General features: G+C 65.3%; 26 protein-coding genes. 9 read left to right on the forward strand and 17 right to left on the reverse strand.

Features of this window, described 5'->3' with window-relative positions:
- Window positions 1-165 precede the first annotated feature (165 nt).
- Window positions 166-2,628, reverse strand: a complete 2,463-nt coding sequence (locus VK792_RS07140; RefSeq protein WP_326296725.1) for a penicillin acylase family protein — start codon at window positions 2,626-2,628, stop codon at window positions 166-168.
- 108 nt (window positions 2,629-2,736) lie between these two features.
- Between VK792_RS07140 and VK792_RS07145 the strand changes: the two genes are divergently transcribed.
- Entirely contained in the window at window positions 2,737-3,612 is an 876-nt protein-coding gene (locus tag VK792_RS07145; RefSeq protein WP_326296727.1) for an NAD(P)-dependent oxidoreductase, read from the forward strand.
- Window positions 3,613-4,236: 624 nt separating this feature from the next.
- Window positions 4,237-7,203, forward strand: coding sequence for an Rne/Rng family ribonuclease (locus VK792_RS07150; RefSeq protein WP_326296728.1), 2,967 nt, complete (start codon window positions 4,237-4,239; stop codon window positions 7,201-7,203).
- 52 nt (window positions 7,204-7,255) lie between these two features.
- Here the strand turns inward: VK792_RS07150 and VK792_RS07155 are convergent, their stop codons facing one another.
- A complete protein-coding gene (locus VK792_RS07155) occupies window positions 7,256-7,477 on the reverse strand; it encodes a sulfurtransferase TusA family protein (RefSeq protein ID WP_326296729.1) in 222 nt (73 codons plus the stop codon).
- A gap of 105 nt (window positions 7,478-7,582) precedes the next feature.
- Here VK792_RS07155 and VK792_RS07160 point away from each other — a divergent pair, with 105 nt between their 5' ends.
- Window positions 7,583-8,335 carry a cytochrome c biogenesis CcdA family protein gene (locus VK792_RS07160; RefSeq protein WP_326296730.1) on the forward strand — a complete coding sequence of 251 codons (753 nt, stop codon included), beginning with the start codon at window positions 7,583-7,585 and terminating at the stop codon, window positions 8,333-8,335.
- Between the two features lie 186 nt (window positions 8,336-8,521).
- On the opposite strand, the gene VK792_RS07165 is transcribed toward VK792_RS07160, so the two are convergent.
- The 10 genes from VK792_RS07165 to alr all read right to left on the reverse strand — a co-directional run bounded on the left by VK792_RS07165 (window position 8,522) and on the right by alr (window position 16,127).
- Entirely contained in the window at window positions 8,522-9,115 is a 594-nt protein-coding gene (locus VK792_RS07165; RefSeq protein WP_326296731.1) for a CvpA family protein, read from the reverse strand.
- Window positions 9,116-9,144: 29 nt separating this feature from the next.
- A complete protein-coding gene (gene radA, locus VK792_RS07170; protein ID WP_326296732.1) occupies window positions 9,145-10,512 on the reverse strand; it encodes a DNA repair protein RadA in 1,368 nt (455 codons plus the stop codon).
- A gap of 14 nt (window positions 10,513-10,526) precedes the next feature.
- Window positions 10,527-11,117: a serine O-acetyltransferase gene (locus VK792_RS07175; RefSeq protein ID WP_326296733.1), complete on the reverse strand. Its 591-nt coding sequence runs from the start codon at window positions 11,115-11,117 to the stop codon at window positions 10,527-10,529.
- Window positions 11,118-11,287: 170 nt separating this feature from the next.
- Window positions 11,288-12,076 (reverse strand): DNA repair protein, encoded by a 789-nt coding sequence (locus VK792_RS07180; RefSeq protein ID WP_326296735.1) that lies wholly within the window; start codon window positions 12,074-12,076, stop codon window positions 11,288-11,290.
- Between the two features lie 219 nt (window positions 12,077-12,295).
- Window positions 12,296-12,730 (reverse strand): paraquat-inducible protein A, encoded by a 435-nt coding sequence (locus tag VK792_RS07185; protein ID WP_326296736.1) that lies wholly within the window; start codon window positions 12,728-12,730, stop codon window positions 12,296-12,298.
- A gap of 26 nt (window positions 12,731-12,756) precedes the next feature.
- Window positions 12,757-13,146 (reverse strand): hypothetical protein, encoded by a 390-nt coding sequence (locus tag VK792_RS07190; RefSeq protein ID WP_326296737.1) that lies wholly within the window; start codon window positions 13,144-13,146, stop codon window positions 12,757-12,759.
- A 3-nt stretch (window positions 13,147-13,149) separates the two neighbouring features.
- A complete protein-coding gene (locus VK792_RS07195) occupies window positions 13,150-13,530 on the reverse strand; it encodes a hypothetical protein (protein ID WP_326296738.1) in 381 nt (126 codons plus the stop codon).
- Window positions 13,530-14,276 (reverse strand): ABC transporter ATP-binding protein, encoded by a 747-nt coding sequence (locus VK792_RS07200; RefSeq protein WP_326296739.1) that lies wholly within the window; start codon window positions 14,274-14,276, stop codon window positions 13,530-13,532. The genes VK792_RS07195 and VK792_RS07200 overlap by 1 nt, the downstream gene beginning before the upstream one ends.
- 34 nt (window positions 14,277-14,310) lie before the next feature.
- A complete protein-coding gene (locus VK792_RS07205) occupies window positions 14,311-15,093 on the reverse strand; it encodes an MlaE family ABC transporter permease (RefSeq protein WP_326296740.1) in 783 nt (260 codons plus the stop codon).
- Complete coding sequence (gene alr / locus VK792_RS07210; protein ID WP_326296741.1) at window positions 15,090-16,127, reverse strand: alanine racemase; 1,038 nt, start codon at window positions 16,125-16,127, stop codon at window positions 15,090-15,092. The genes VK792_RS07205 and alr overlap by 4 nt, the downstream gene beginning before the upstream one ends.
- Window positions 16,128-16,260: 133 nt before the next feature.
- On the opposite strand from alr, the gene cobS reads away from it, so the two are divergent.
- On the forward strand, window positions 16,261-17,028 hold the full coding sequence (gene cobS / locus VK792_RS07215) for an adenosylcobinamide-GDP ribazoletransferase (RefSeq protein ID WP_326296742.1): 768 nt from the start codon (window positions 16,261-16,263) through the stop codon (window positions 17,026-17,028).
- A 105-nt stretch (window positions 17,029-17,133) separates the two neighbouring features.
- On the opposite strand, the gene VK792_RS07220 is transcribed toward cobS, so the two are convergent.
- The 3 genes from VK792_RS07220 to pyrC form a co-directional block, all read right to left on the reverse strand.
- Complete coding sequence (locus VK792_RS07220) at window positions 17,134-18,627, reverse strand: replicative DNA helicase (protein ID WP_326296743.1); 1,494 nt, start codon at window positions 18,625-18,627, stop codon at window positions 17,134-17,136.
- A gap of 317 nt (window positions 18,628-18,944) precedes the next feature.
- Window positions 18,945-19,625 (reverse strand): orotate phosphoribosyltransferase, encoded by a 681-nt coding sequence (locus tag VK792_RS07225; protein ID WP_326296745.1) that lies wholly within the window; start codon window positions 19,623-19,625, stop codon window positions 18,945-18,947.
- A 137-nt stretch (window positions 19,626-19,762) separates the two neighbouring features.
- Complete coding sequence (gene pyrC, locus VK792_RS07230; RefSeq protein WP_326296746.1) at window positions 19,763-20,803, reverse strand: dihydroorotase; 1,041 nt, start codon at window positions 20,801-20,803, stop codon at window positions 19,763-19,765.
- 108 nt (window positions 20,804-20,911) lie between these two features.
- Between pyrC and VK792_RS07235 the strand changes: the two genes are divergently transcribed.
- The gene (locus VK792_RS07235) at window positions 20,912-21,187 is read left to right on the forward strand and encodes a hypothetical protein (RefSeq protein ID WP_326296747.1); all 276 of its coding nucleotides are present in this window, start codon (window positions 20,912-20,914) and stop codon (window positions 21,185-21,187) included.
- A gap of 36 nt (window positions 21,188-21,223) precedes the next feature.
- Here the strand turns inward: VK792_RS07235 and VK792_RS07240 are convergent, their stop codons facing one another.
- Window positions 21,224-22,129 (reverse strand): phosphoadenosine phosphosulfate reductase, encoded by a 906-nt coding sequence (locus VK792_RS07240; RefSeq protein ID WP_326296748.1) that lies wholly within the window; start codon window positions 22,127-22,129, stop codon window positions 21,224-21,226.
- A 232-nt stretch (window positions 22,130-22,361) separates the two neighbouring features.
- On the opposite strand from VK792_RS07240, the gene VK792_RS07245 reads away from it, so the two are divergent.
- Genes VK792_RS07245 through VK792_RS07260 form a run of 4 tightly spaced genes read left to right on the forward strand, consistent with a single transcriptional unit; the run spans window position 22,362 to window position 26,270 of the window.
- Entirely contained in the window at window positions 22,362-23,780 is a 1,419-nt protein-coding gene (locus VK792_RS07245; protein ID WP_326296749.1) for a circularly permuted type 2 ATP-grasp protein, read from the forward strand.
- Between the two features lie 3 nt (window positions 23,781-23,783).
- Complete coding sequence (locus tag VK792_RS07250; protein WP_326296750.1) at window positions 23,784-24,725, forward strand: alpha-E domain-containing protein; 942 nt, start codon at window positions 23,784-23,786, stop codon at window positions 24,723-24,725.
- Between the two features lie 3 nt (window positions 24,726-24,728).
- Window positions 24,729-25,526 carry a transglutaminase family protein gene (locus VK792_RS07255; protein WP_326296752.1) on the forward strand — a complete coding sequence of 266 codons (798 nt, stop codon included), beginning with the start codon at window positions 24,729-24,731 and terminating at the stop codon, window positions 25,524-25,526.
- A gap of 12 nt (window positions 25,527-25,538) precedes the next feature.
- Entirely contained in the window at window positions 25,539-26,270 is a 732-nt protein-coding gene (locus tag VK792_RS07260; RefSeq protein ID WP_326296753.1) for a proteasome-type protease, read from the forward strand.
- Between the two features lie 3 nt (window positions 26,271-26,273).
- Here VK792_RS07260 and VK792_RS07265 read toward each other — a convergent pair whose 3' ends face one another.
- The gene (locus VK792_RS07265) at window positions 26,274-26,687 is read right to left on the reverse strand and encodes a Fur family transcriptional regulator (protein WP_326296754.1); all 414 of its coding nucleotides are present in this window, start codon (window positions 26,685-26,687) and stop codon (window positions 26,274-26,276) included.
- Window positions 26,688-26,736: the final 49 nt, after the last annotated feature.

The raw sequence follows: 26,736 nt of genomic DNA on the forward strand, positions 1-26,736 counted from the left end.
AAGGCCCGGCCGCGATCAGCCATACTGCCTGACACCTCCCCGCAGGATGGAGCAGTAGCTCGAGATCCGGGCGACAGAGTGTCGCCGGGCCAGTTACGTTCTGTGACGGACCGTCCCCAAGGGAGGTGGTGTTGACCTTTGCGGGGTGCATGTCATCCCCACCCCTTAATCCCGGACCAGCCGCGTTATGCCGACGGAGGCGGCGCGGGCGAGGTCTCGGTCCAGCGACATGGGGATGTATTCTCCGCGGCGCCAGAGCAGGCCGAGGTCGTCGTAATGGCGGCTCAGGAAGTGGCCGGACTGGCCGGTTGACGAGATGAAGACCGAGCTGTCGGGGTCGGCGAAGTCGTAGACGCCGCGATAGCCCGCGCCGTGCACGTTCTGGAACGGGTCGGGGCCGGTGCCCCGGGTGCGGCCGCGCAGCAGGGTCTGGTCGCCGCCGCTGGTGGGCTGGCGGATGTTGACGAAATAGCGCAGCAGCGGCACTTCCCCCAGAACGGGGTGGTCGTGGGTGGCCTGGTGCGCCTCGCCCCAGCGCAGGGATTCCAGCGCGGTGCCATAGGTTTCGCCGAGCCAGACCACGGCGTCGTCCAGCGCAAGGCGGGCGACGTCGGTGCAGCTTTCGACGGCGGCGGAGCGGATGATGTCGCACCAGGCGCTGGCGCCGTCGATGTCGCGGAAGACGCGTTCGATGAACAGCGGCTCGACATGGGTGAATTCGCCGGCCAGCGGGCCGAGGTCGTCGCGGATCAGCCGGTCCTGTAGGAATTTCAGCCAGGCGGCGTAGATCAGCGGCTCGGGCAGGTGCTCGTTCATCTCTCCGTTCCAGTTGGCCAGCAGGTCGAGCGCCTTTTGCCGCTGGCGTTCCGGGGTGCCTTCGGCGGCGGCCTGCCCGGTGAACCACAGGTCGCGGCCGATCAGCGGCAGAAGGGTGCGCGCGGCGGTGGACACGGTATCGAGCTGGACCTCGATAAAGCTGTCGCGGGTGTGGACCTGACGGCCCTGCATCATCCGGCGCCAGCGCTGGATGCGCTGGCTGTCGCCCCATTCGAAGCTGACGTGCAGCGGAAACGGGCGGTCGACGATCTTGTTGTTGGTGTTGCCGACGATGCCCCCGGCGGGGGCGATGAATTCGGGGTTGGCCGACGCGGGCAGCATCCCCTGCCAGCGGTTCTGCGCCATCCAGCCCAGGCTGGGCAGGCGGCCCTGGCTTTGGTGGTTGGCATCGCGGCGGGGCATGGCGCCGATCAGTTTCAGCGCGATCTTGTCTGGCCCGGCAAGCGTCAGGTTCTGCGAGGGCGCGATGTAGGTCTTGGTCGTTTCCAGCGCGTCATCGACAGTGCGCGCGAACATCAGGCCGATGGCGGCGCTCATCGAGGTGTCGCGCGGGGTCAGCGCCGTCCAGGCAAGGGCCGCGACGTGGCCCGGCGGGGTGATGGTGCCCAGGTCGAACTGGGTGCCGGGCAGCACGGGGCCGTTGTCCGTCCAGCGCAGGGTCATGGTGACGGGGGCGGTGTCCTTGATCTGGATGATCGACTTGCGGGTGACAAAGGGTTTGAAGCCGTCGGGGGTGCGGTATTCCTCGGGGTTTTCGGTGCTCAGCTCTTCGATGAACACGTCCTGGTCGTCGAGGTAGGAACTGGTCAGGCCCCAGCCCATCTGTTCCGACCGGCCCACCATCAGGGCCGGGATCCCGGGGATGCCGCCGCCGATGACGCCACCGGAACTGAGCTCGAGCCGGGCAAGGTACCAGATCGTCGGCGCGGTAAAGCCAAGGTGCGGGTCATTGGCCAGCAGCGCGCCATTGGCCGCGGCGCGTGACGGCGCGGCGGCCCAGGCGTTCGAGGCCCCGGCCAGCCCGCGCGGCGGCACCGGCATCAGGGCCGCGTGCTGCAGCGGCGGCGCATCGGTGAAGCGCGGCACGCCGGGCACCAGCGAGGCATAGTCGGGCAGGGCGGCGATCGCGGGGCCGGGCACGTCGGGCAGGATATCGGCAAGGCGGTTGGCATCGGGCAACAGCAGCGAGGTGCGGGCGCGCAGCACCTCGTCACCGAGATAGCCCGAGAGCTGCAACGCCATAAGCTTGACGATGGCGATGGAGTCGGCAGGCTGCCACGGCGCAATCGGGGCGTCGAACAGGAAAAATTCCGGTGCGCCACGGCCCAGGCTGTCGCGGTTGATTTCTTCCAGCCGGGCATTCACCCCGGCGGCATAGCTTTCCAGCGCGTCCAGCGTGCGGGCGTCCTGATATTGCACCGACTGTACCGCCAGCGGGTAAAGATCAAGCCGCCGCAACAGCTTGTCGGTTTCCAGAGTGCGGGCACCGAACATCTCGCTCAGCCGGCCCTGGGCCGTGCGGCGCATCAGCATCATCTGCCACAGCCGGTCCTGCGCATGAACATAGCCCAGGCCAAAGAACACGTCGCGATCCGAGGCGGCGAAGATATGCGGGACGTTGGAATTGTCGCGGATGATTTCCACATCCGAGGTGATGCCGGCGACCTGAAGGGTCTTGTTGTATTCCGGCAGCGACCGCGAGGCCAGGTAGTACACCGCCACGACGGCCAGCACCGCCAGAACCAGCGCGGCGGTGGTCAGCCGGAACAGCCAGCGAAAGACTTGGGCCATGATGTGCTCCTCTTCCCTGCGGATTGCCCATGGGGGTAGCCTGCCCGCCGCCCCTTGCCAAGGGGCCATGGGCAAGGCAAGACAGGGCAAACCCTAAGGGAGGATACAATGGCAAAAGTTGCATTTCTTGGTCTTGGCGTCATGGGCTACCCGATGGCGGGCCACCTGGTGAAGGCCGGTCACGAGGTCACGGTTTACAATCGCACCGCGGCGAAGGCGGAAAAATGGGCGGCAGAGTTCGGTGGAAGCTGGAAAGCCACCCCGCGCGAGGCCGCCGAGGGCTGCGATTTCGTGATGTCCTGCGTTGGCAACGATGACGACCTGCGGTCGGTCTGCCTGGGCGACGACGGCGCCTTTGCCGGGATGGCCGCGGGCACGATCTTTGTCGATCACACCACCGTGTCGTCGGCAGTGACGCGCGAACTGCACGCCGCCGGGGCCGAAAAGGGCATCGCCTTTGTCGACGCGCCGATTTCCGGCGGGCAGGCCGGGGCCGAGAACGGCCAGCTGGTGGTGATGTGCGGCGGCGAGGAAGCCCCCTATGCCAAGGCAGAGCAGGTGATCGACGCCTATTCCAAGCTGTGCAAGCGTCTGGGCGACAGCGGTGCGGGCCAGCTCTGCAAGATGGTCAACCAGATCTGTATTGCCGGCCTGGTGCAGGGCCTGTCCGAAGGTCTGCATTTCGCCGAGAAGGCGGGGCTGGACGGGCGCGCGGTGATCGAGGTGATCGGCGGCGGTGCGGCCGGGTCGTGGCAGATGGTGAACCGCTATGAAACCATGATCGACGACAAGTTCGAGCACGGCTTTGCCGTCGACTGGATGCGCAAGGACCTGGGCATCTGCCTGGCGACTGCGAATGAAACCGGCGCCTCGCTGCCGGTGACGGCGCTGGTCGATCAGTTCTACAAAGAGGTGCAGAAAATCGGCGGTGGGCGTTGGGATACGTCCAGCCTGATCAAGCGCCTGCGCAAGCTGGACGGCTGACACCCTCGAAGACCGGTGCCCGGAACCTGGTCCGGGCACTTCGACCGCATTGGTGTTGTTCGATTTTCTGCCTCGCGCCGGGGCGGGCCGGGCGTTGCGCGATGATCGCGGCCGCGCTCCGGCCTTGGCGTTTGCCGCCGGGGCCGGGACCGGGATCGCGGCCTTGCCGAACGCGCGACAGGCCCAGAGGCGGTGTTTGCAGACCTCAAAGCAACGGTTGGGCCCGGGGCGCGGGTAAAGGTGACATTGCCCATTGCCTTTGTCCACGCTCTGCCCTTATGTTGGCCGAAGGCCGGATTGTATACAAACATCCGCGCCACCGAGAGTTTCGCCGAAGCAGAACCGACGCCGGACAAACCGCGCCGACTGCGACGGAGTTTTCAGGCCACATGGCCAGAAGTATCGCCCGGATCGCGACAGCGGCGGGTATTAAACGGGCGCAGACCGTGAACCGGGACTGCGTCGGAGAAGAACCGCGATGAAACGCGCGAACGTTATGGGGCATCAGGCAGGAGGCGAACCGCCACTGCTTTCCCGCGCGCGCACCCTCGCCCAGACAAGACACCGCCCAGCCACCCCGCGCCCGACAGGGCCTGGGTTCGATTGGGTGTGCAGACGGACAACATGGCAAAGAAAATGCTCATCGACGCCACCCACGCGGAAGAAACCCGCGTTGTGGTGGTTGACGGAAACAAGGTTGAAGAGTTCGATTTTGAATCCGAAAGTAAACGCCAGCTTGCTGGCAACATCTATCTTGCAAAGGTAACCCGGGTCGAACCGTCGCTTCAGGCGGCGTTCGTGGATTACGGCGGCAACCGCCACGGGTTCCTTGCGTTTTCGGAAATCCATCCCGACTATTATCAGATCCCCGTCGCCGACCGCGAGGCGCTGATGGCGGAAGAACAGGCCTATGCCGACGCGATGCACGCGCAGGACGAGGACGAGGCCAGGCCGAAATCCCGCCGCCGCCGCAAGCCGCGTGCCGAGGCGGAAAAGGCCAAGTCGCAGGACGAAACCACCACCCGCGAGGTTTCCAGGGAAATCGCCGGGATGGAGACCATCGACCTTGACGAAGGCGACACCGAAGGGCTGTCGCCGATGGAAACCGTAGCCGAAACCCCGGTTGAAGAACCGGTGGACGCGGTGGCGGATGATGGGACCGCCGAGGCGGCAGAGGCCCCTGAGGCCGCAGCCGAAGTGCCAGCAGACGCGCCCGAAGTTGCCGCGGCGACGGATGTGTCCGAAGCCGTGGAAGACGAAGCCGTTGCCGATGCAGAGGCCGAAGACACCGAGGCAGCGGAAGAGTCCGACGACGAGCACGCCGACGAGGACGAGTCCGACGACGAGCACGACGAAGACGACGACCACGACGACGGCATCGAGTCCGTGTCGGATCACGACGTCGAGGAAGACATTCGTCCGGTCCGCAAACCGCGCGCGCGCCGCTACAAGATCCAGGAGGTCATCAAGGTCCGCCAGATCCTGCTGGTACAGGTCGTCAAGGAAGAGCGTGGCAACAAGGGTGCGGCCCTGACCACCTATCTGTCGCTGGCCGGCCGGTACTGCGTGCTGATGCCGAACACTGCCCGTGGCGGCGGCATTTCGCGCAAGATCACCAACGCGCCCGACCGCAAGAAGCTGAAGGAAATCGCCCAGTCGATCGACGTGCCGCAGGGCGCAGGGCTGATCATCCGCACCGCGGGCGCCAAGCGCACCAAGACCGAGATCAAGCGCGACTATGAATACCTGCAGCGCCTCTGGGAACAGATCCGCGCGCTGACGCTGAAATCCACCGCCCCGGCGAAGATCTATGAAGAAGGTGACCTGATCAAACGGTCGATCCGCGATCTGTATAATCGCGACATCGACGAAGTTCTGGTCGAAGGCGAACGCGGCTATCGCAACGCCAAGGACTTCATGAAGATGATCATGCCGTCCCACGCCAAGAACGTGAAGAACTACCAGGACGGTCTGCCGCTGTTCGCGCGCTACCAGGTGGAAAGCTATCTGGCGGCGATGTTCAACCCGACCGTGCAGCTGAAATCGGGTGGCTATATCGTGATCGGCGTGACCGAAGCGCTGGTGGCGATCGACGTGAACTCTGGCCGGGCCACGAAAGAAGGCTCGATCGAGGAAACCGCGCTGAAGACCAACCTTGAGGCCGCCGACGAGGTGGCCCGCCAGTTGCGCCTGCGCGATCTGGCCGGCCTGATCGTGATCGACTTCATCGACATGGACGAGCGCAAGAACAACAACGCCGTCGAAAAGCGTTTGAAGGACCGGTTGAAGAACGACCGCGCCCGCATCCAGGTCGGCCGGATCAGCGGCTTTGGCCTGCTCGAGATGAGCCGTCAGCGCCTGCGCCCCGGCATGATCGAGGCCACAACCGCGCCTTGCCCGCATTGCCACGGCACCGGGTTGCTGCGCTCGGACGACAACATGGCGCTGAACATCCTGCGCCAGATCGAAGAGGAAGGCACCCGCGGCCGGTCACGCGAAGTTCTGGTGAAATGCCCGGTGAGCATTGCCAACTTCCTGATGAACCAGAAACGCGAGCACATCGCGCAGATCGAGGCCCGCTATGGGCTGTCGGTCCGGATCGAAGGCGACGCGATGCTGATCAGCCCGGATTTCTCGATCGAGAAGTTCAAGACCGCGACCCGGGCCGTGCCCGAAGTCACCGTGCCGGTGGTGTCGGTGAACACCTCGCTGATGGACCAGATCGACGAGGAAGACCTGGTCGAAGAGGAAGACGAGGCCGAAGCCGAAACCGAAGCCCCCGAGGCGCAGGACGAGGAACAAAAACCCAAGAAGCGCCGTCGTCGTCGGCGGCGGAAGAAGCCCGGCAACGGCGAAGGCGAAGCTCAGGTCTCTGACGAGGCTGACAGCGCGGACGCCGACGACGACGACGAGGCCGAGACCGAGGGCGAAAGCCCCGAGGCCGCGGAGGGCGAGGGCGACGACAAGCCCAGGAGGCGCCGCTCGCGCAGCCGGTCGCGGCGCAAGAAGCCCGCGGAAGAGGGCGCGGACAAGGCCGCCGAGAGCGCAACCGAAGACGCCGCCAGCGACGAGACCGAAGCGCCGGTTGCCGCAGACGGTGACGAGCCCCCGGCCAAGAAACCGCGCCGCCGCACCCGCAGCCGCAGGAAACCCGACGAGGCTCCCGCCGACGCGGATGCAGCGGCAGAGGCTGAGCCGGTTGCGGAAGAAAGCGCCGCGCCTGCCGAAGGAGACGCCGTAGCCGAGGTGAGCGACGCAGCGGCCGAGGTCGTGGCCGCAGCAGAAGCGGCACCCGAGGCCGAGCTTGCGCCAGAGGCTGAGCTTGCGCCAGAGGCTGAGGTCGCTGAGATCGAGGCGCCAGCCCCGGTCGAAGCCGTTGCCGAAGCGCCGGTGGCCGAACAGCCGCAAGAAGCCGCGCCGGACGCTCCGGCAGAGCTGGCTGTCGCCGAGGATACCCCGCCCCAAGCCGAGCACGAGTCCGCCGCTGCGAATGCCGCGGAAGTGGCCGAACCAGAGCTGGAAACCGCCGATGCGGGCAGCGACGACGACGACAAGCCCAAGCGCCGCGGCTGGTGGTCGATGGGCCGCTGATCGCGGGATCAGGGAAACAGGAAAACGCCGCCCCCGGGCGGCGTTTTTCATGTCAGCCGCGCCGGATCGTCCAGCGCGTGACGGACCCGTCGGCCGTGCTGCTGACCAGGTGATGTCCGGCCTCGGTGCAGAAATGCGGAATGTCGATCACCGCGACCGGATCGTCGGTTTGCAGGTGCAACAACTCGCCCGGCTGCATCGCCAGAAGCAGCTTGCGGGCTTTCAGCACGGGCAGCGGGCAGATCATCCCGCGGGCGTCGTAATCGCGTGTCATACCCGAGGGATAGGACGCGGCCCGGCCTGTGTCCACGCGGATGTGATGACACCTGTGACATAAGGGCGGGTGACGCCGGTTGGGCAATCGCCTATGTCAGAAACCATGTTCGGAATCGAGATCATAGACGCCAGCCTTGTGCCGGCCATGGCCGTGGCACTGCTTGCCGGTGTCGTGTCCTTCCTGTCGCCCTGCGTGCTGCCCATCGTCCCGCCCTATCTGGCCTTCATGTCGGGCGTCAGCCTGACCGAGATGGAGGCCGGCGGATCGGCCCGCCGCAAGGCGATCATAGCGGCGCTGTTCTTTGTCATGGGGCTGTCGACCGTGTTCCTTGTGCTGGGCTTCACCGCCTCGGCCTTCGGTGCGTTCTTCCTGCAGAACCAGATCCTGCTGGCGCGGATTTCCGGCGTGGTTGTGATGGTCTTTGGCCTGCACTTCCTGGGCGTGTTTCGCATCCCGTTCCTGGACCGCGAGGCAAGAATCGACGCGGGCGATAGCGGGGGATCGGCCTTTGGCGCCTATATCCTGGGGCTGGCCTTTGCCTTTGGCTGGACGCCCTGCATCGGCCCGCAACTGGGGGCGATCCTGTCGTTGGCGGCAAGCGAGGGCAGCGTGACGCGCGGGACGCTGCTGCTGGCGGTCTATGCCGCCGGTCTGGGCTTGCCGTTTCTGCTGGCCGCCGTGTTCCTGAGCCGCGCGATGGGCGTGATGAACCGGCTGAAGCGCCACATGGGGCTGATCGAGAAGATCATGGGCCTGCTGCTGCTTGTGGTCGGGCTGGCGCTGTTGACCGGAGCGTTCTCGATCTTCTCGTTCTGGCTGCTGGAGACCTTCCCGGGGCTGGGCGCGCTGGGGTAGGCCCGTCGCCCGTGGCCAGCGGAGTGACGTGAGTATTTCTGGAAAGATGAAAGGCAGGGCGTGCGCGGCGTCTGGACGTTGCGCCGATGCCGTCTGTTACCCGGGGGCCGCGGGGCGGCAAGAAAAAACCCCGGCGTCTGCCGGGGTTTTCTGACTGTGCAGAGGGCTGGGCAGAGGGCTGGCGGATCAGTTGCCGCTGGCCGGTTCCGGTGCCGGCGGCGTCGCCGGGCCGGCGCAGACACCGACCAGTTGTTCGTATTGTTCGGTGATCCAGCCAAGCGCCTGTTCGGGGTTCTGATCCTCGATCCGGCCTGTGAACTGGCTGAAGACGGCCGCCGAGCGGCTGTTGTCGATCATCGCGATGTCTTGCGAGGTCACAACGGTTTCATAGACGAAGAACGCGATCGCCACGAGCAGGATGCCGCGGGCAACACCGAAGAGAAAGCCGAGCGCCTGATCCAGCCCACCCAGGGCGGAGCGTTGCACCAGCGAGGAAAACAGCGGTGTGAACAGCGAGACCACCACCAGGGCGAGCGCGAAAACCGCGGCAAAGGCGGCGATGATCGACAGTTCGCAGCTGTCGGACAGGAACTGGCCGATCACCGGCAGTTCCTTGACCAGCGGCTGGACCTGGTCGGCGAAGATATAGGCGAGGATCGCGGCAGCGACCCAGCCGGCGATGGCCATGGCTTCGCGCACGATCCCGCGGGAATAGGCCAGCAACGCCGACAAGACGATGACGACGGCCACGATTCCGTCGACAGCGGTAAACCCTTCCATTGCTCAAACAGCCCTTTCTGCCTGCGCGGTCAGCCCGCGCCAAATACGTCACCGACCAAGGCCGCCAGGTCGTCCAGCGGCTTGAGAGTCATGCCGCCCCCGGCGACGGTCTTGCCGCCCGCGGGGAGGATGGCCGAGGTGAAACCAAGTTTTTGTGCCTCTTTCAACCGGTTTTCCGTCTGCGACACCGGCCTTAGCGCACCTGATAGGCTGATTTCGCCAAAAACGACAGTCTCTGGCGGAAGTGCCGCATCCTCGCGCGCGGAAAGTAGCGCGGCGGCCACAGCCAGATCGGCGGCGGGTTCGGTGATCTTCATGCCGCCGGCCACGTTTAGGAACACGTCGAGCCCGGCGAAGGGAATGCCGCAGCGCGCTTCGAGCACGGCGAGGATCATCGACAGCCGGCCGCCGTCCCAACCCACCACGGTGCGGCGCGGTTGTGACAGCGAAGACGGCGCAACCAGCGCCTGGAATTCGCACAGCACCGGCCGGGTGCCCTCGATCCCGGCAAAGACAACCGAGCCGGGGGCGGGCTGACCGCGTTCGGACAGGAACAGCGCCGAAGGATTGGTGACCTGGGCCAGCCCGGCGCCGGTCATTTCGAACACCCCGATTTCGTCGGCCGGGCCGAAGCGGTTCTTGACCGCGCGCAGGATGCGGAACTGGTGGCCGCGTTCGCCTTCGAAATAGAGCACGGTGTCGACCATGTGTTCGACCACGCGCGGGCCGGCAATCTGGCCTTCCTTGGTGACATGGCCGACCATGATCACCGAAACTCCGCGCCGTTTGGCAAAGACGGTCAGTTCATGCGCCGCGGCGCGGACCTGGCTGACCGATCCGGGGGCGCTGTCGACCTGGTCGGCCCACATGGTCTGGATCGAATCGATGATGGCCAGGCCGGGGCGCTCGGCCTCGAGCGTGGTGAGGTTGTCGCGCAGGTTGGTTTCCGAGGCCAGCCGGACCGGTGCCTGATCCAGGCCCAGCCGTTGCGCGCGCATGCGGACCTGGGCGCTGGCTTCTTCGCCCGAAACGTAGATCACCGGCAGGCCGGCGCGGGCAAAATGCGCGGCGGCCTGCAACAGCAGCGTGGATTTGCCGATGCCGGGATCGCCGCCGACAAGGATGGCGCTGGCGGGGACAAGGCCACCGCCCAGCACGCGGTCAAGCTCGTCCAGCCCGCTGCGGCTGCGCGGCGGCGGGGTCTCGCGGGTGGCAAGGTCGGTCAGTGGCACCTGGCGGCCCCGGGCTGCGCCAAGCGCGGTCTTGCCGGGACCGGCCGCCAGCGGGGTTTCCTCGACGATGCAGTTCCATTCGCCACAGGCATCGCAGCGGCCGGACCATTTGCTGGTGACGGCCCCGCAGGACTGACAGACGAAACGGGCAGGGGATTTGGCCATGGGTCACGTTTGACCTATGCCGAGGCCTTTGCCAAGGGGGTGCGGATCACGCGGGCGGGCACACCCACTGCGGTGGCACCGGGCGGAACGTCGGTCAGCACCACAGCGTTGGCGCCGACGCGGGCGCCGTCACCCACGGTAACCGCCCCAAGGATCACCGCGCCCGCGCCGATATCGACACCACGCCCGATGATCGGCTTGGCATCCCGATCGTCGGCATGTTTCACCCCCATCGTGGTGTTCTGCCGGATCGTGCAACCGTCACCGATGGCGCGCGGCACAAGGATCATGCCGCCGAAATGTTCCAGCCGGACTCGTCGCCCGACCCGCACCGGATAGGGCAGGTGAATGCCGCAGATCCATTCCGTCAGCTTGAACATCATCAGGTAAAGCGGTGTGGCCAGCAGCCGCACGGCGCGCGGCTGTCCCATGCGCCAGTTTCCGAAACGATGCCAGAACAGCGCCCAAAATCCCTGTGACAGCGGTGCGCGGTTGTGGCTGCGAAAATCCTCGGCCACCAGCGCCCAAAAGCCGATACCGGCCGGGTTGCCGTTTTCGGCCCCGATCGAGAACGGCCCGTCATGGCTGGGAAATTCGGCCGCCATTGGTTACCTCACGCACACATCGGCGCAAGCCTGACCGCTTTTTCCGGAACTGGCAAGGGACGACGCGGCCCTGCGTCGCCCTGTCTTTTTGCTGTCCAGATACCTCGGGGGGCCGCCCCCCCCGGCCAGAGATTTTTCGAAGAAAAGTCATGCCCCGGTCCTGACCGGGATTACTCGGCCACCCGTCGCGACAGCAATTCGACGATCCGGTCGTCGGTTTCTGTGGCATCCTCCCAGTCGTCGGCCTCTGCCGGCAGGGCCAAAGCTATCTCTTGCATCGGCTCTGCGGGGGGCGCATCGGGGGCCGGCTCGCCGAGGGCGATTTCGGGCAGGATTTCCGTCAGGTCCTCGCACAGGCGCACCAGTTGCGCCTCGGCGATGCTTTCGGCCATTTCGACCTCCATCACCCAGCGGCGCATTTCGTTGGCCTTGAGCTTGGCCTCTTCCAGGCGGGCGTTGAATTCCTCGATATCCTGTTGGCGCTGGATCAGGAAGTCGCGGGCGCGGGCCATGCTGGCGTCGGAATAGACGGTCGCAAGTTCGCGCGAGATGTGGCTCATCTGCGAGGCGACTTCGAGGATCGAAGGTTCAAGATCGGCGAGGTCGGGATGATCGCGCAGAAAGGCCATGCGGGCACGGACGCTGTCGAATTCGGACTTCATGTTGAAAGCGCCCTTGCGATCTTCGGCGTGGGCGGTGCGGTAGGCGCGGGCGACATCCCGCATTCCGATATGGAACTTGCGGTGCGAGTCCTCGAGCGCCAGAACCCGCGCGTTTGTCGGCAGGAAAAACGCGATGGCCACGGAAAGCGCTGTCACCGACAGTTGCACCCAGACCCCCGCATCGGGCAGGGTCAGCGTACCAAAGGTCAGCGGAAGTGTCAGCCACGGCGCCTGTCCCAGCGCGCAGGCCGCGGAATACGTCACGGAAATGCCCGCCATCAGTCCGATCAGGACCATGGCGAGAAATTGAAAGACAGTTCTGGTCGCCACCGCTGCGTGGCTCAGCCCGACCGGCATGGAATACTCCCGGAAAACGTGTCGCCCCCAACCCGTTACTCCGGCAAAGGTTAATGGGGAATCAGGCGGCTTCCCTAGGAATTTCGACAAAACTGTGGCAGGCGGTGACAGCTGTTCACCAGTGCCCCGCGGACCTGCAAGATTGTTTCCGTCGGGGCGCTAATCCTGCGCGGGTGTGGGCGTTTTCATCCCGATCAGAAGCGAGGCGACGATGCAGCCGCTGAACAGGTACAGCCCCCAGGCGGTTTCGATCGTGGCCAGGCCGATGCCCTTGATCACGGTGATGTACAGCGCGACCAGGAAGATATCCGCCATCGCCAGTTTGCCCAGAACATGCAGCGCCGGTTTGACCCGGGCGTCCAGCAGGCCGAATTGCACCAGCGCCAGGCCAATGGTCTTGAGGTAGGGGGCGAACAGCGCGAAAGCGGTGACAAGCAAGGCCAGCACCACGTCCGAAGACCACAGCGACTGCAAGCCGGTTATCACGCTGATTTCCGACAGGCCAAACAGCGGCAAGAGCCCCGCGCGCAACATCGGCGCAAACCAGGCGACGGGATAAAGGACAAGCAGGGACAGGTTCAGCCAGCGCAACATCGGGGCTCCTTCAGGGGGACGTGCCGTTAGAACATGGTGGCGATCCACAGCCCCACAAGCCCCACGATCATCGCGATGTGCAGCCAGTCGACCCAGCGGGCGCGGCGGGCGGGGCAGGCCATGGCTGTCAGGAACACCGCAGAGGGGATGACCAGCGCCGTCATCCCGGCGTCGTGGATCATCATTCGGGATGCGCTGGCATAGACAGGGCCGTGGCCGATCTGCACCGCGGGGGCAAAGATCGTTGCCAGCCCGGCCAGTGCCAGGACCAGCGCGATCAGCGCAGGCAGGCGCGACCAGCCCGCCCCCACGATCAGACGGATCAGCGCCAGCACCGCCATCACTTCGAGATAGACGAATTTCTTGACGAAAAAGAAGGTCAGGACGGTGTAGTTCGGCTCGAAAAAGCTTTGCATGGCCTATCCCTTGATCTGTGGCAGGACGTGTACCGCAACCAGCCCGCAAATCAGCCAGATCGCAAGATCCGGCAGCAGCAGGACCGGCGGCGACCGGTGGGTGAACAGGTACAACAGCAGCGCCAGCGCGTTGCCTGCGGTCAGATAGACGATCACGACCACGGCCAGCCAGATCCCGTCATATCCGCCGCCCGTGGTCTTCAAGGCGACGACAAGGATCACAAGGCTGAGACTGCCAAGGATCGTCAGGGCCCTGTCCAGCCGGGGGTAGGCCGGGATCAAAGCGAACAATCGGCTGCGATAGGTTTGCCCGATCAGGATCGTCGGCCCGGTCCCGGCAAGGAATCCCCCGATCATCAGGGAGCCCCAGCCGTCCCATGCCATCAGCGCACGGCCTCGATCGGGCCTTCGGCGCGGCCATGAATGAACTGCTGGACATATGGATCGTCGGTGACGTCCATCTGCGCAACCGGGCCGGTCCATTTGATCACCCCGTCATGCAGCATGGCCACGGTGTCGGCGATGGCGCGGACGCTGGACATGTCATGGGTGATGGTGATGGCTGTGGCACCCATTTCCACCACGATTTCGCGGATCAGGTCATTGATGACCCCCGCCATGATCGGGTCGAGCCCGGTGGTGGGTTCGTCGAAAAAGATGATCTCGGGCTCTGCCGCGATGGCGCGGGCCAGGCCCACGCGTTTTTGCATGCCGCCGGACAGTTCCGCCGGGAACCGGTCTGCGACATCGGGTTTCAGCCCGACGCGGCGCAGCTTTTCAATGGCGATTTCACGCGCCTCGGCCTTGGGCCGCTTCAGCGCGCCGCGCAGCAAGCGGAAGGCGACGTTCTGCCAGACCGGCAGGCTGTCGAACAGCGCGCCGCCCTGGAACAGCATGCCGAAGCGGGCCAGGAACGCGTCGCGGTCGGCCTTGGTCACATCCTGCCCGTCGACGGTGATGGTGCCGGCGTCGGGGGTGACAAGGCCAAGGACGCATTTGATCGTCACCGACTTGCCGGTGCCCGAGCCGCCGATGATGACGCAGGAGGTCCCGCGATCAACCGAAAGGTTGACGCCGCGCAGAACGTGGTTGCTGCCAAAGGTCTTGTGCACGCCGGACATGGTGATCATGGGCACGGGTCTTCAGAAAGGGGGCGCTGCGGGGTCATAGCGAGAAGAACACCCCCGTCAGCAGGAAGTTCGCGGCGAGGATCAGCACCGCCGCCGCCTCGACCGAGGATTTCGTCGCCTTGCCCACGCCCATCGCGCCCCGGCCCGAATTCATGCCGTAGAAACAGCCCATCAGCGCGGCGATGAAACCGAAGACCGCGCCCTTGGCCAGCGACGACAGGATGTCGGCCAGTTCAAGGAAATCGGCGGTGTTTTTCAGATAGGCTGCGGGATTGAAGCCCAGCGTGCCGGTGGCCACGACATAGCCCCCCATGACGCCGATCACGTCGCCCACGGCCACCAGCGCCGGCACCACCAGAAGCGCGGCGAGGACACGCGGGGCGGTCAGGTATTTCATCGGGTGGGTGGACAGCGTCACCAGCGCGTCGATCTGTTCGGTCACCTTCATCGTGGCGATCTCGGCCGCGATCGAGGAGGTGACGCGCGCCGCGATCATCAGGCCGACCAGCACCGGGCCCAGTTCGCGCACCATGCCGATGGCGACGATCTGGGGCACCACCGCCTCGGCGTTGAAGCGCGCGCCGCCGGAATAGATCTGCAACGCCAGCGCGCCGCCGGTGAAAAGCGCGGTCAGGCCGACGACGGGCAGCGACAGCCAGCCGATGTGCAGCAGGGCATGGGCAAATTCGCGGGCATAAAACGGCGGCGTCGCGATGTGGCGCAGCGTCGCCAGCGCAAACAGCGCCACCCGGCCCACCATGGCCAGAAAGCCAAGCGTGGCGCGGCCAAGCGCCGTCAGTGGCGCGGTCAGGGTCATGCGCCGACGTAGCGCCGAGCGTAGCGGTTGCCCAGCGAGGTCAGGATTTCGTAGCCGATCGTGCCCGCGGCATCGCCCAGCGTATCGACGAACTGGTGACGTCCCAGAAGCTCGACCGTTTCCGGCATGTCGTCCAGGTGGGTCACGTCGACCGCGATCAGGTCCATCGAGATGCGGCCAACGATCTTGCAGCGGGTCTCGCCCGCCCAGACATAGGCCTTGGGGCCCATGGCGCGAATGATGCCGTCAGCGTAACCGCCTGCAATCGTCGCGATTTTCGAAGGTTTGCGCGCAACCCAGGTGTTGCCGTAGCCAACGCTTTCGCCCGGCACCAGGTCACGTACCTGGATCACCGGGATGTCCAGCGCGGCCACCGGGGCGGCATCGACGAAGGGCAGCCCGCCATACAGCCCGATCCCCGGGCGGGTCACGTCGAAATGGTAGTCGGTGCCCAGCAGGATGCCGCCGGTGGCTGACAACGACCGCGGCGCGCCGATCCCGTCGGTCATCTGCCGGAAGGTCTGAAGCTGAAAGGCGTTCATGCCGTGGTCGCGTTCGTCGGCGCAGGCAAGATGGCTCATCACCAGACGGGGTTTCTGCGACAGTGCGATATCGCGCAAAGCGGCCCATTCCCCCGGTTCCATCCCCAGGCGGTTCATGCCGGAATCGAGCTGGATGCCGAAGGGATGACCCGGCAGCGCCTCGACATGGCGCAGCATCTGGTCGATGGAATTCAGCATCGGCGTCAGTTCGGCATCGCGGATCGCCGCGGTATCGCCGGTCATGTGGCCCGAAAAGACGTTGATTTCCGGCCCCGGTCCCAGCGCGCGGCGCAGTGCCACGCCTTCCTGCGCTTCAGCCACGAAAAACCGGCGGACGCCGATCTGGGCCAGAGTCTTTGCAACCCGGTCCGCCCCCAGCCCGTAGGCATTGGCCTTGACCACGGCGGCGGTTTCCGCCCGGCCCATCGCGGCAAGCGCGTACCAGTTGGCGCGGATAGCGGAAAGATCGATCGTTAAAACAGCCTGTGCCATGGACGTTGTTTGGCAGGTCCAACGGTTGCGTCAAGGTGAAATCCCACGCCTGTGCCAGAACCACGCGGGTTTGCGTTGTGGCAGCGACAGCCGCACGCTAGCCTGAAGCGCAGGAGGCAGGAGGACAGGCGCGATGGTCGAGGCGCTGAAACTGGAAGGGCAGCTTTTGTTGCTGGCGCTGACCACGCTGACACGGCTGCCGATGCCATGTGCGGTTCCGGTGTCCGATGACCTGTCGATCCGGTCGGTGAAGTATTTCCCGCTGGCCGGCGTGATCATCGGGGCGCTGGGAGCGGTGGTGTTCTGGCTGGCAGCGCTGGTCTTGCCAATGATGGCGGCGGCGCTTCTTTCGCTGGCTGCGACCCTGCTGATCACCGGGGCCTATCATGAGGACGGCCTGGCGGATGCCGCCGACGGGTTGGCCGCGCAAAAGCCGCGGCAAGAGGCGTTTTCGATCATGCGCGACCGCCGGATCGGGGTCTATGGCGCCCTGGCGCTGCTGGTGGTGATCGGGTTGAAGCTAACCTTGCTGGCCTCGTTTTCAGCGGGGCAGGGCGCGGTGTTGCTGATCGCAGGGCACGGATTGGGCCGGATGGCGGCGGTGCACATGATCGCCACCACGCGCTATGCCCGCGACGTGGGCGCGGCCTTTGCCGCACCGTCGGTGACGCCCGATGGGTATCGCGTGGCGATGAGCACGGCCTTCGTGATCCTGAGCGTCCTGGTGCTGGCGGTCGGGATCTGGGCGGCCTTCGCGGCGATCCTGACCTGCATTGTGCTTGCGCAGGCCTTTGGCGGGCTTGTACGGGCGCGGCTGGGCGGGTTCACCGGCGATTGCCTGGGGGCAACGCAACAACTGGGCGAAGTCGGGGTCTACCTTGGCGCGGCGCTGCTGCTGTGAGGCGGGGACGCGCAAGCGCGGGCCCGCGGTGCGGGCCGTCGCCCGCCCGTGCGGCCGAGCCGCTGCGCGCCGCCCCGACTGCGGCGCAGTCCAGCGGCGGGGCGGTCAGTACCCGCCTTCGCCCTGCTGCCAGGGTTTCACCAGGTTGCCGAAGCGGGTGAACTGCGCCTCGAAGCTGAGTTCGACCGTGCCGATCGGGCCGTGACGCTGCTTGCCGATGATGACCTCGGCCTTGCCATGCAGCCGCGCCATGCGTTCCTGCCAGGCGGCCATTTCATCCAGCCGGTCGTCGGAGGGTTTTTCCCGCTCGACATAATATTCCTCGCGGAAGACGAACATGACCACGTCGGCGTCCTGTTCGATCGAGCCCGATTCCCGAAGGTCGGACAGCTGCGGGCGCTTGTCCTCGCGGCTTTCGACCTGGCGCGACAGCTGCGACAGGGCGATCACGGGGATGTTCAGTTCCTTGGCGATGGCCTTGAGGCCCATCGAGATCTCGCCGATTTCCTGCACCCGGTTTTCGCCGCTGCGCGAGGTGCCGCGCACCAGCTGCAAGTAGTCGACGATCAGCAGATCCAGCCCGTGGGCGCGCTTCAGGCGCCGGGCCCGGGCGGACAACTGGCTGATCGGGATCGAGGGCGTATCGTCGATATAAAGCGGGCAGGCCTCGAGCGTTTTTGCGGCTTCGACGAAGCGGCGGAATTCCTCTTCGGTCATGTCGCCCTGGCGAATCTTATGACTGGAGATTTCCGACGCCTCGGCAAGGATTCGCGCGGCCAGCTGTTCGGCGCTCATTTCCAGGCTGAAAAAGCCCACAACGCCGCCTTCGACCGCGCCTTCGGTCCCGTCATGGCGGATGCCCTTGCGATAGGCCTTGGCGATGTTGAAGGCAAGGTTGGTGGCCAGCGAGGTCTTGCCCATCGACGGACGCCCGGCAAGGATCAACAGGTCGGACGGGTGCAGCCCGCCCAGCTTGGTATCCATGTCGGTCAGCCCGGTGGACAGGCCCGCCAGGCCGCCTTCGCGCTGATAAGCGGCGTTGGCGACGTTCACCGCCTCCGTCACCGCCTTGAGGAAGGACACGAAGCCGCGTTCGCTCTGGCCCTGCTCGGCAAGTTGATAGAGCTTCTGTTCGGCCTGCACGATCTGATCGCGCGGCTCGCTGTCGACATCGACCTTGCTGGCCTGCGCGGCGATATCGCGGCCCAGCTGGATCAGGTCGCGGCGAACGGCCAGGTCATAGATCATCTCGGCGTAGTCACGCACGGCGAATGAACTGACCGCAGCGCCCGCCAGGCGCGCCAGATACGCCGGCCCACCCAGTTCCCTGAGCCCTTCGTCATCCTCCAGGAACGCCTTGAGCGTGACCGGAGAGGCCAGCGCGTTCTTGGAAATCCTCGCCGAGGCGATTTCGAAGATCCGGGCGTGCACCGGTTCGTAGAAATGTGCCGGCGTGATGATCGATGCGACGCGGTCAAAGATATCGTTGTTGGTCAGGATCGCACCCAGCAACTGCTGTTCGGCTTCGATCGAATGCGGCATGGTCTCGGCCGCTTCAATGTGCGCCTTGCCCGGCGTGATGGTCGCAATCTCGTTCATGACATCCCCTGTGACTCTCCCAGGCGCCCGATGTAGCGCGCCGCGCGTGCGCAGGGCAGACGGGAAATCTCTGTGGATAAGATGTGGGTCGGTTTCACCGCTGCATCTTGCCGTGGCAATGCTTGGTCCGTCAATATCTGGTAGGGCGCGCCGCGGGGTGTGACACTATCGTCACGATCAAGGCTGCATGCCCGATGCGGTGTCAACCGCCGGTGCAGGGCGCTATCCGGCCCCCCGGACGAAAAAAGGCAAGCCCGACGGGGGCTTGCCTCGTACTCTTGTCGCGCCGCGCGAAAGGCGGGCCGATTCGCCCCGACTCAGCCCTGTTTGCGGGCCTCCTGCCAGGCGCGCGGCGCCTTCAGGAAGGCCTCGACCTCGGCCAGTGTCTCGGCGCTGAACGCCCCCTGGGCCCGCGCTTCGGCCAGCACGTCCCACCAGGTGCACAGGTGGTGCAGCTGCACGCCATGGGCGCCAAGCGTATCGATCGTTTCAGGGAAGATATCGTAGTAGAAGATCACCGCCGTATGCCCGCAGGTGGCCCCGGTTTCGCGGATCGCATCGACAAAGGACAGCTTCGAGCCGCCGTCGGTGGTCAGGTCCTCGACCAGCAGCACGCGCTGACCCTCGGTCATGGCGCCCTCGATCCGGGCGTTGCGGCCGTAGCCCTTGGGCTTCTTGCGGACATAGGTCATCGGCAGCGCCAGGCGTTCCGCCACCATCGCCGCAAAGGGGATGCCCGCGGTCTCGCCGCCGGCGATGTTGTCGAACGCCTCGAACCCGGCCTCGCGCATCACCGTCACCGCCATGAAATCCATCAGCGTGCTGCGTATGCGCGGAAACGAGATCAGCTTGCGGCAGTCGATATAGGTGGCCGATGGCAGGCCAGAGGCCAGGATGAACGGATCCTCGGGCCGGAAATTCACCGCCCCGATCTCCAGCAGCATCCGCGCGGTCAGGCGGGCAATTTCTTCCTTGGCGGGAAAGGCAGAGGGGATCATCGGCAGGCTCCTTTGTCTCGACAGCCCCGCGCATACGTCAAAAGCCGCCGCTGGAAAAGAGGCGGCGACCTGTTCATCATCTTGCTGAAAATATCCCGGGGGGGGGTGCGGGGGGCTGGCCCCCCGCGGCGCAGGCCTTACCGCACGATCCGCCAGTGCAGGTCAAAGCCCGGCTGGAACACGGTCACCGGGCTCGACCCCTCGACCTCGATCTTGTCGGGATAGGTGACGGGCGCGCCTTTCGCCAGGGTGATCGTGTCCGGGTTCACCGGCAGACGATAGAAGGCCGGACCGTTCAGCGACGCGAAGCGTTCCAGCCGGTCCAGCGCGCCTGCGCGCTCGAACACCTCGGCCAGGATCGACATCGTGTTGGTGGCGGTGAAACAGCCGGCACAGCCGCAGGCGTGTTCCTTCAGGTGGTCGGGATGCGGCGCGCTGTCGGTGCCCAGGAAGAAACAGGCCTCGCCGCCGGTTGCGGCGGCGACCAGTGCCTGCCGGTGGTCCTCGCGCTTGGCGACGGGCAGGCAGTAGTAATGCGGCTTGATCCCACCCACCAGGATGTGGTTGCGGTTGATGACCAGGTGGTGCGTGGTGATCGTCGCGCCCAGGTCGGCCCCGCCCGACCGGGCATAGTCTGCGCCCTGTTGCGTCGTGATGTGTTCCATCACCACGCGCAGGCCGGGGGTGGCCTGCCGGATCGGGTCCAGAACCCGGTCAATGAACACGGCCTCGCGGTCGAAGATGTCGATGTCGCTGTCCACCACCTCGCCATGCACACAGAGCGGGCAGCCGATTTCGGCCATGCGCTCCAGCACGGGGCGGACCTTGTCGAAATTCGTGACCCCGCTGGCGGAATTGGTCGTGGCCCCGGCCGGGTACAGCTTGACCGCGGTGATCAGCCCGCTGGCATGGGCCGCGGCCAGGTCGTCGGCGTCGGTGTCCTCGGTCAGGTACAGCGTCATCAGCGGCGTGAACCCCGACCCTTCGGGCAGCGCCGCCAGGATCCGGTCGCGATAGGCGGCGGCCTGCGCGCCGGTCACCACCGGCGGCACGAGGTTCGGCATGATGATGGCGCGTCCGAAATCGCGGGCGGTTTCGGGGGCCACGGCACGCAGCATGGCGCCATCGCGCAGATGCAGGTGCCAGTCGTCGGGGCGGCGAAGCGTGATCTGGGTCATGGGCGTGCGTTACCACGAAGCGCGGACAGGGGGCCAGTGCCGATTGAAGCCAGGGTCCTTATGCGTCACAGTGGCGCCAAAGCGCAGCGACAAGAAGGACCCCGGCGCATGGTGTTCACGATCATCCTATCGGTTCTGGCGGGGTGGGCCGCGCGGCCCTTGCAGGCGCAGGTGGTGGAACTGCTGCTGCGGGTGATGGACGAGGATCACATGCCCGACCGCGACGGACAGGCGGTGGCTGCTTTCGCCTTGGTGATGATGCTGGCCGCGCTGGTCTTGGAATTCGCCGGCGGCAGCGCGTCGCCCCTGCTGGTTCTGGTCGGCGGGTTCCTGGGGTATTTTCAGGCAGAGTTGCGCGAGGCGCTGTTGTCCCGCCGGCGCTGATGCCACGGGTTTGCGCCCGCCCTGGCGCTGTCTGCCCTAGCCCTGCCGTTCAAGCCAGGTTCTGAGCGACGGGATTTCCCACCGGGCCAGCACACTGCGGCACATCACGCGGGCCAGCGCGGCGCGGTTGGTGGCGTCCAGATGCGCCAGCAGCCGCCGCAGATATGGCGGGAAGTCGCGCCGGGCCCGCATCATCCGGGCAAAGCCCGTGGCGGTCAGGCGGTCTTCGGCCACGGCTTCCAGCAGGGGGAGCAACACCCCCATCTTCTCGAGCGACTGGTCCGGCGCCGGGCCAAGAAAGGGGGTGCGCAACCCATGTGCCATGTTGCCGAACAGCGCGGCGTGCATGGCGTCGTGCGGCTCGTGTGGGTCGAACAGCACCCAAGCCTCTGCCGCCTGTCGCAGGCCGTCGGGGGCAAAGCCATAGCGGCCGCCGAAGGGCAGGCGGCGCATCCGGCGGAGCCGGGGATCCCAGCCCGCCATACGAGGATCAAGCGTGGCTTGCGGGGCCAACGCCAGAACCCGTGCACCGGGACAGGCGCGGGCATAGGTGCAGGCGGCATAGCCCCCCGGCCCGGAGCCGTAAAACACCACCCGCTCGAAATCATCAAAGAATGCGTCGCGGCGCAGCTGGTCGAAAAATCCGGCGACCGAGGGCGAGCGGAACCACGTATCTCCCTTGCTGACCAGAGTCAGGCTGGACCAGCCGGTGGCACGGCGCAGCCTGAAGCCAAGCGGCGTGCCGCCGGCGCGTTGGATGCGCGGCAGCGCTTCGAAGGTCACCAGCAGCGTGTCGCGCTGATCCACGAAACAGGCGGCGTGCAGACGTCCCAGCGGTTCATAAAACCCCTGTGCGTCACCCATTGCCCGGAACCTGTCGCCCCAGACCGCAGGTGACAGGCCCGAAAAGTCGGGCTCTGGTATCTGGCTGTCCTGTTGCATCGCACTTCCTTGGGGGAATGGTTGACGCAGCTAATATAGGTCCCGTCGCGGCGGATTCCCAACCTGTCCTTGCAACCGGCGCGCGGAAGGCGCAACCGGGGACAGCCGTGGCGATTCCCCTGTCGCCCACGGATTGGGCACAAGATGCGGCATGTGGGCACTTATTTGCAAACCGTCGCTTGCCTCCGGCGCGCGGGTGGGCAAGGCTGGTACAGGGTTTGGACTGGGGAACATGACGGATTTCTTTGACGAAATGTGGGAAGGCGAGGGCGCGCTTCGGACGCCCTATGCAGGGTACGGGCGCTGGTTCGAAGGCGAAGACCACGCCCGATTGCGCCGCAAGCAGCGCGAGGCCGACGACGTGTTCCGCCTGACCGGCATCACGTTCAATGTCTACGGTCAGGCCGCCGCCGAAGAACGGCTGATCCCGTTCGACATTATCCCCCGCATCATTTCGGGCCGGGAATGGGCCTTGCTGAGCAAGGGGATCGAACAGCGGGTCCGCGCGATCAACGCGTTCCTCTATGACATCTACCACCGACAGGAGATCATCCGCGCCGGGCGTATCCCGGCAGAGATGATCGCCAAGAACGAAGCCTTCCTGCCGCAGATGCTGGGCGTGAATCCGCCGGGGGGGGTCTATACCCATATCGTCGGCATCGATCTTGTGCGCACCGGACCAGAGGAATTCTTCGTTCTGGAGGACAACGCCCGCACCCCCAGCGGTGTCAGCTACATGCTGGAAAACCGCGAAACCATGTTGCAGATGTTCCCCGAACTCTTCAGCGCGAACCGCGTGCAGCCGGTCAGCCAGTACCCTGCCAGCCTGCACCGGTCGCTGGCGGCCAGCGCCCCTTCGGGCTGCGACGGGCCGCCCACGGTGGCGGTGCTGACGCCGGGGATCTTCAACTCGGCCTATTTCGAACATTCGTTCCTCGCCGACCAGATGGGCGTCGAACTGGTCGAGGGCAACGACCTGCGGGTTTTTGACGGCAAGGTGCAGATGCGCACGACGCAAGGTTACAAACCCATCGACGTGCTGTATCGCCGCGTCGACGACGATTTTCTTGATCCGCTGAACTTCAATCCCGACAGCGCGTTGGGCGTGCCGGGGATCATGGATGTTTATCGCGCGGGCAAGATCACCATCGCCAACGCGCCGGGCACCGGGATCGCCGACGACAAGGCGATCTACAGCTACATGCCGGACATCGTCGAATTCTACACCGGTGAAAAGCCGCTGCTGCCGAACGTGCAGACCTGGCGCTGTTCCGATCCGGAGTCGCTGGCCTATGTCCTCGACAACCTTGCCGAGCTGGTGGTGAAAGAAGTCCACGGCTCTGGCGGCTACGGCATGCTGATCGGACCGACCGCAACCAAGAAGGACATCGCCGAATTCCGCAAGAAGCTTGAGGCGCGGCCGGGCAACTACATCGCCCAACCGACGCTGAGCCTGTCGACCGTTCCGATCTTCACCAAGGCCGGGCTGGCGCCGCGTCACGTCGATCTGCGGCCCTTCGTGCTGGTCTCTCCGGAAGGGATCAACATCACGCCGGGCGGGCTGACCCGCGTGGCGCTGAAGAAGGGCTCGCTCGTGGTGAACTCGTCGCAGGGCGGCGGCACCAAGGACACCTGGGTTCTGGAGGATTAAGGCATGCTGGGAAAAACCGCTGGCGGCCTGTTCTGGATGTACCGCCAACTTGAACGCGCCGAAAACACTGTTCGCATGATCGACACCGGCCAGCGCATCGCCCTGACCCGGCTGCGCGGCGCGGATGACGAATGGGGTTCGGTGCTGCAATCGGCGGGCGTCTATGCCGGCTACATGGAAAAGCACGGCGAACTGCGCAAGGATCTGGCGATCGACTGGATGCTGCGCGACCGCGACAACCCGTCGTCGATCTTTTCGTCGATTGCCCAGGCGCGGATGAACGCGCGGCTGGTCCGCACCGCCCTGACCCACGAGGTCTGGGAGGCGATGAACGGCTGCTACATGCGCGCAAAGGACCTGCTGTCGCGCAAGATCAACGAACGCGACCTGCCGGCGGTTCTGTCGACCATGCGCCAGCGGACCGGGCTGGTGCGCGGGGCGACCCATGGCACGATGCTGCGCAATGACATCTACGATTTCGCCCGGATCGGCACCTTTATCGAACGGTCCGACAACACCGCGCGGATCCTCGATGTGAAATACTACGTGCTGCTGCCCACCACCTTTGCGGTGGGCTCGCGGTTGGACAACGTGCAATGGGAATCCATCCTGAGGTCGATGGGATCGGAAGGCGGTTACCGGATGATCCACGGGCAGGAGGCGCGGCCGCGCGACATCGCCCATTTCCTGATCCTTGACCGGCGGATGCCGCGCAGCCTGAGCTTTTGCGCGCACAAGCTGCGTGACAACCTGGGATATATCGCCAAGGACTATGGTCAGACCCCCGAAAGCTTCACGTTGGCCGAGAAGCTGTGCCGGCGGTTCATGTCGCACGACATCGACGCGATCTTCGACTATGGTCTGCACGAATATATCGAAGACATCCTGATTTCCTTGGCCAGCCTCAGCCGCCAGATCGAAATCGACTATCGGTTCTATGAGTAAGCCATGCGCCTGAAGATCATCCATACCACCCGCTATGAATTCGACGCGCCGGTGCCCTACGGTCTGCAACAGTTGCGCAAGACCCCGAAATCCTATCGCGCGCAGAATATCATCAACTGGCAGACGACGGTCACCGGCGGCATCAAGGAGCTGGAGTTCGAAGACCAGCACCGCAACACCGTCGACCTGATCAGCTTTGCGACCGGCACCACCGAGCTGGTCATCCGCAACGAGGGAGAGGTCGAACTGACCGACACTCACGGCGTGGTTGGCCCGCACGAAGGCGCGGTGCCGCTGTGGCTGTTCGACCGCCAGACGCCGCTGACCCGTCCGGGCAAGGGCGTGCGCGAATTGATCAAGCAGGTTGGCGGCGACACCGAACTGGACCGTCTGCACACCCTGTCTGCGGTGATCGGTGCTGCGGTGACCTATGACAAGGGCAAGACAGAAACGGGCTGCACCGCCGAAGAGGCGATCGAGCTGGGCCATGGCGTTTGCCAGGATCACGCGCATGTTTTCATCGCCTGCGCCCGGCAGATGGGCTTTCCCGCGCGCTATGTCTCGGGCTACCTGATGATGGACGACACGGTCGAACAGGATGCAATGCACGCCTGGGTTGAGGCCTATGTCAGCGCGCTGGGCTGGGTCGGGTTCGACGTGTCGAACGGCATGTCACCGGACCGGCGCTATGTCCGCGTCGCCACGGGACTTGACTATTCAGAGGCGGCGCCTGTACGGGGCACAACACTTGGGGGCGCTGGCGAGAACCTTACAGTCTCGGTTCAGGTCGCGCAGCAGTAGGAAACAGGCAGTATGACGTATTGTGTGGGAATGCGGCTGGACCGCGGTCTTGTCTTCATGTCCGACACCCGGACCAACGCGGGCGTCGACAATATTTCCACCTTCCGCAAGATGCACACCTGGGAAGTGCAGGGCGACCGCACCATCGTGTTGATGTCGGCAGGCAACCTGGCCACCACCCAGGCGGTGGTCAGCCTGCTGGAGGAACGGTCCAAAGCGCCGGGGGACCGGAACCCGTCGATCCTGGAAGCGCCGTCGATGTTCCAGATCGCCCGCGAGGTGGCCGCCACCTTGCGTGAAGTCATCGGCGAACATGCCGAAGGCGGGATGCGTGCCGACAGCGCCTTTAACGCAACGCTGATCCTGGGCGGGCAGGTCAAAGGCTCTGCGCCGCGCCTGTTCCTGATCTATCCCGAAGGCAATTTTATCGAGGCCGGGGCAGATACGCCATTCTTCCAGATCGGGGAAACCAAGTATGGTCGCCCGATCCTTGTCCGTGCGTTTGACCCGAAGATGAGCTTTGAAGCGGCGGTGAAACTCTTGATGGTCAGCTTTGACTCGACCATCAAGGCCAACCTGTCCGTGGGGCTGCCGCTGGACCTGCAACTTTACGAAGCCGACAGTTTCAAACTGGGCCTGTCGCGCCGCGTGGCACCCGATGATGCCTATTATCAGACGATCTCGAACGGCTGGGGGGAGGCGCTGAAACTGGCCTTTGACAGCCTGCCCGACATCGTGCTCTAGGCGTCACTTCTTCGACAGCGGCACGCCGAACAGTTCCATCCGGTGACCTTCCAGCCGATACCCCAGCTTTTCGGCGATCTTTTCCTGAAGCGCCTCGATCTCGGGGTCGAGGAATTCGATCACCTCGCCTGTGGTCAGGTCGATCAGGTGGTCGTGATGGTCGCGGTCGGCATCTTCATAGCGCGCCCGCCCGTCGCCGAATTCCAGCCGGTCCAGGATGCCGGATTCCTCGAACAGCTTGACCGTGCGATAGACCGTGGCAATGGAAATGCCGGGGTCGATCCTGGACGCGCGGGCATACAGTTCCTCGACATCGGGATGATCGCTCGACGATTCGAGCACCGCCGCGATGGTGCGGCGCTGTTCGGTCATGCGCAGCCCCTGCGCGGCGCAGCGGTCGATGATGCTGTCGGTCATGCCAGCCCCTGATTTGCCTGTCGGTCCCGGTTTAACCGCGGATGGGGGG

Origin of the sequence: Mesobacterium hydrothermale (assembly GCF_035818635.1) — a bacterium.
Taxonomy (GTDB): Bacteria; Pseudomonadota; Alphaproteobacteria; order Rhodobacterales; family Rhodobacteraceae; genus Mesobacterium_A; species Mesobacterium_A hydrothermale.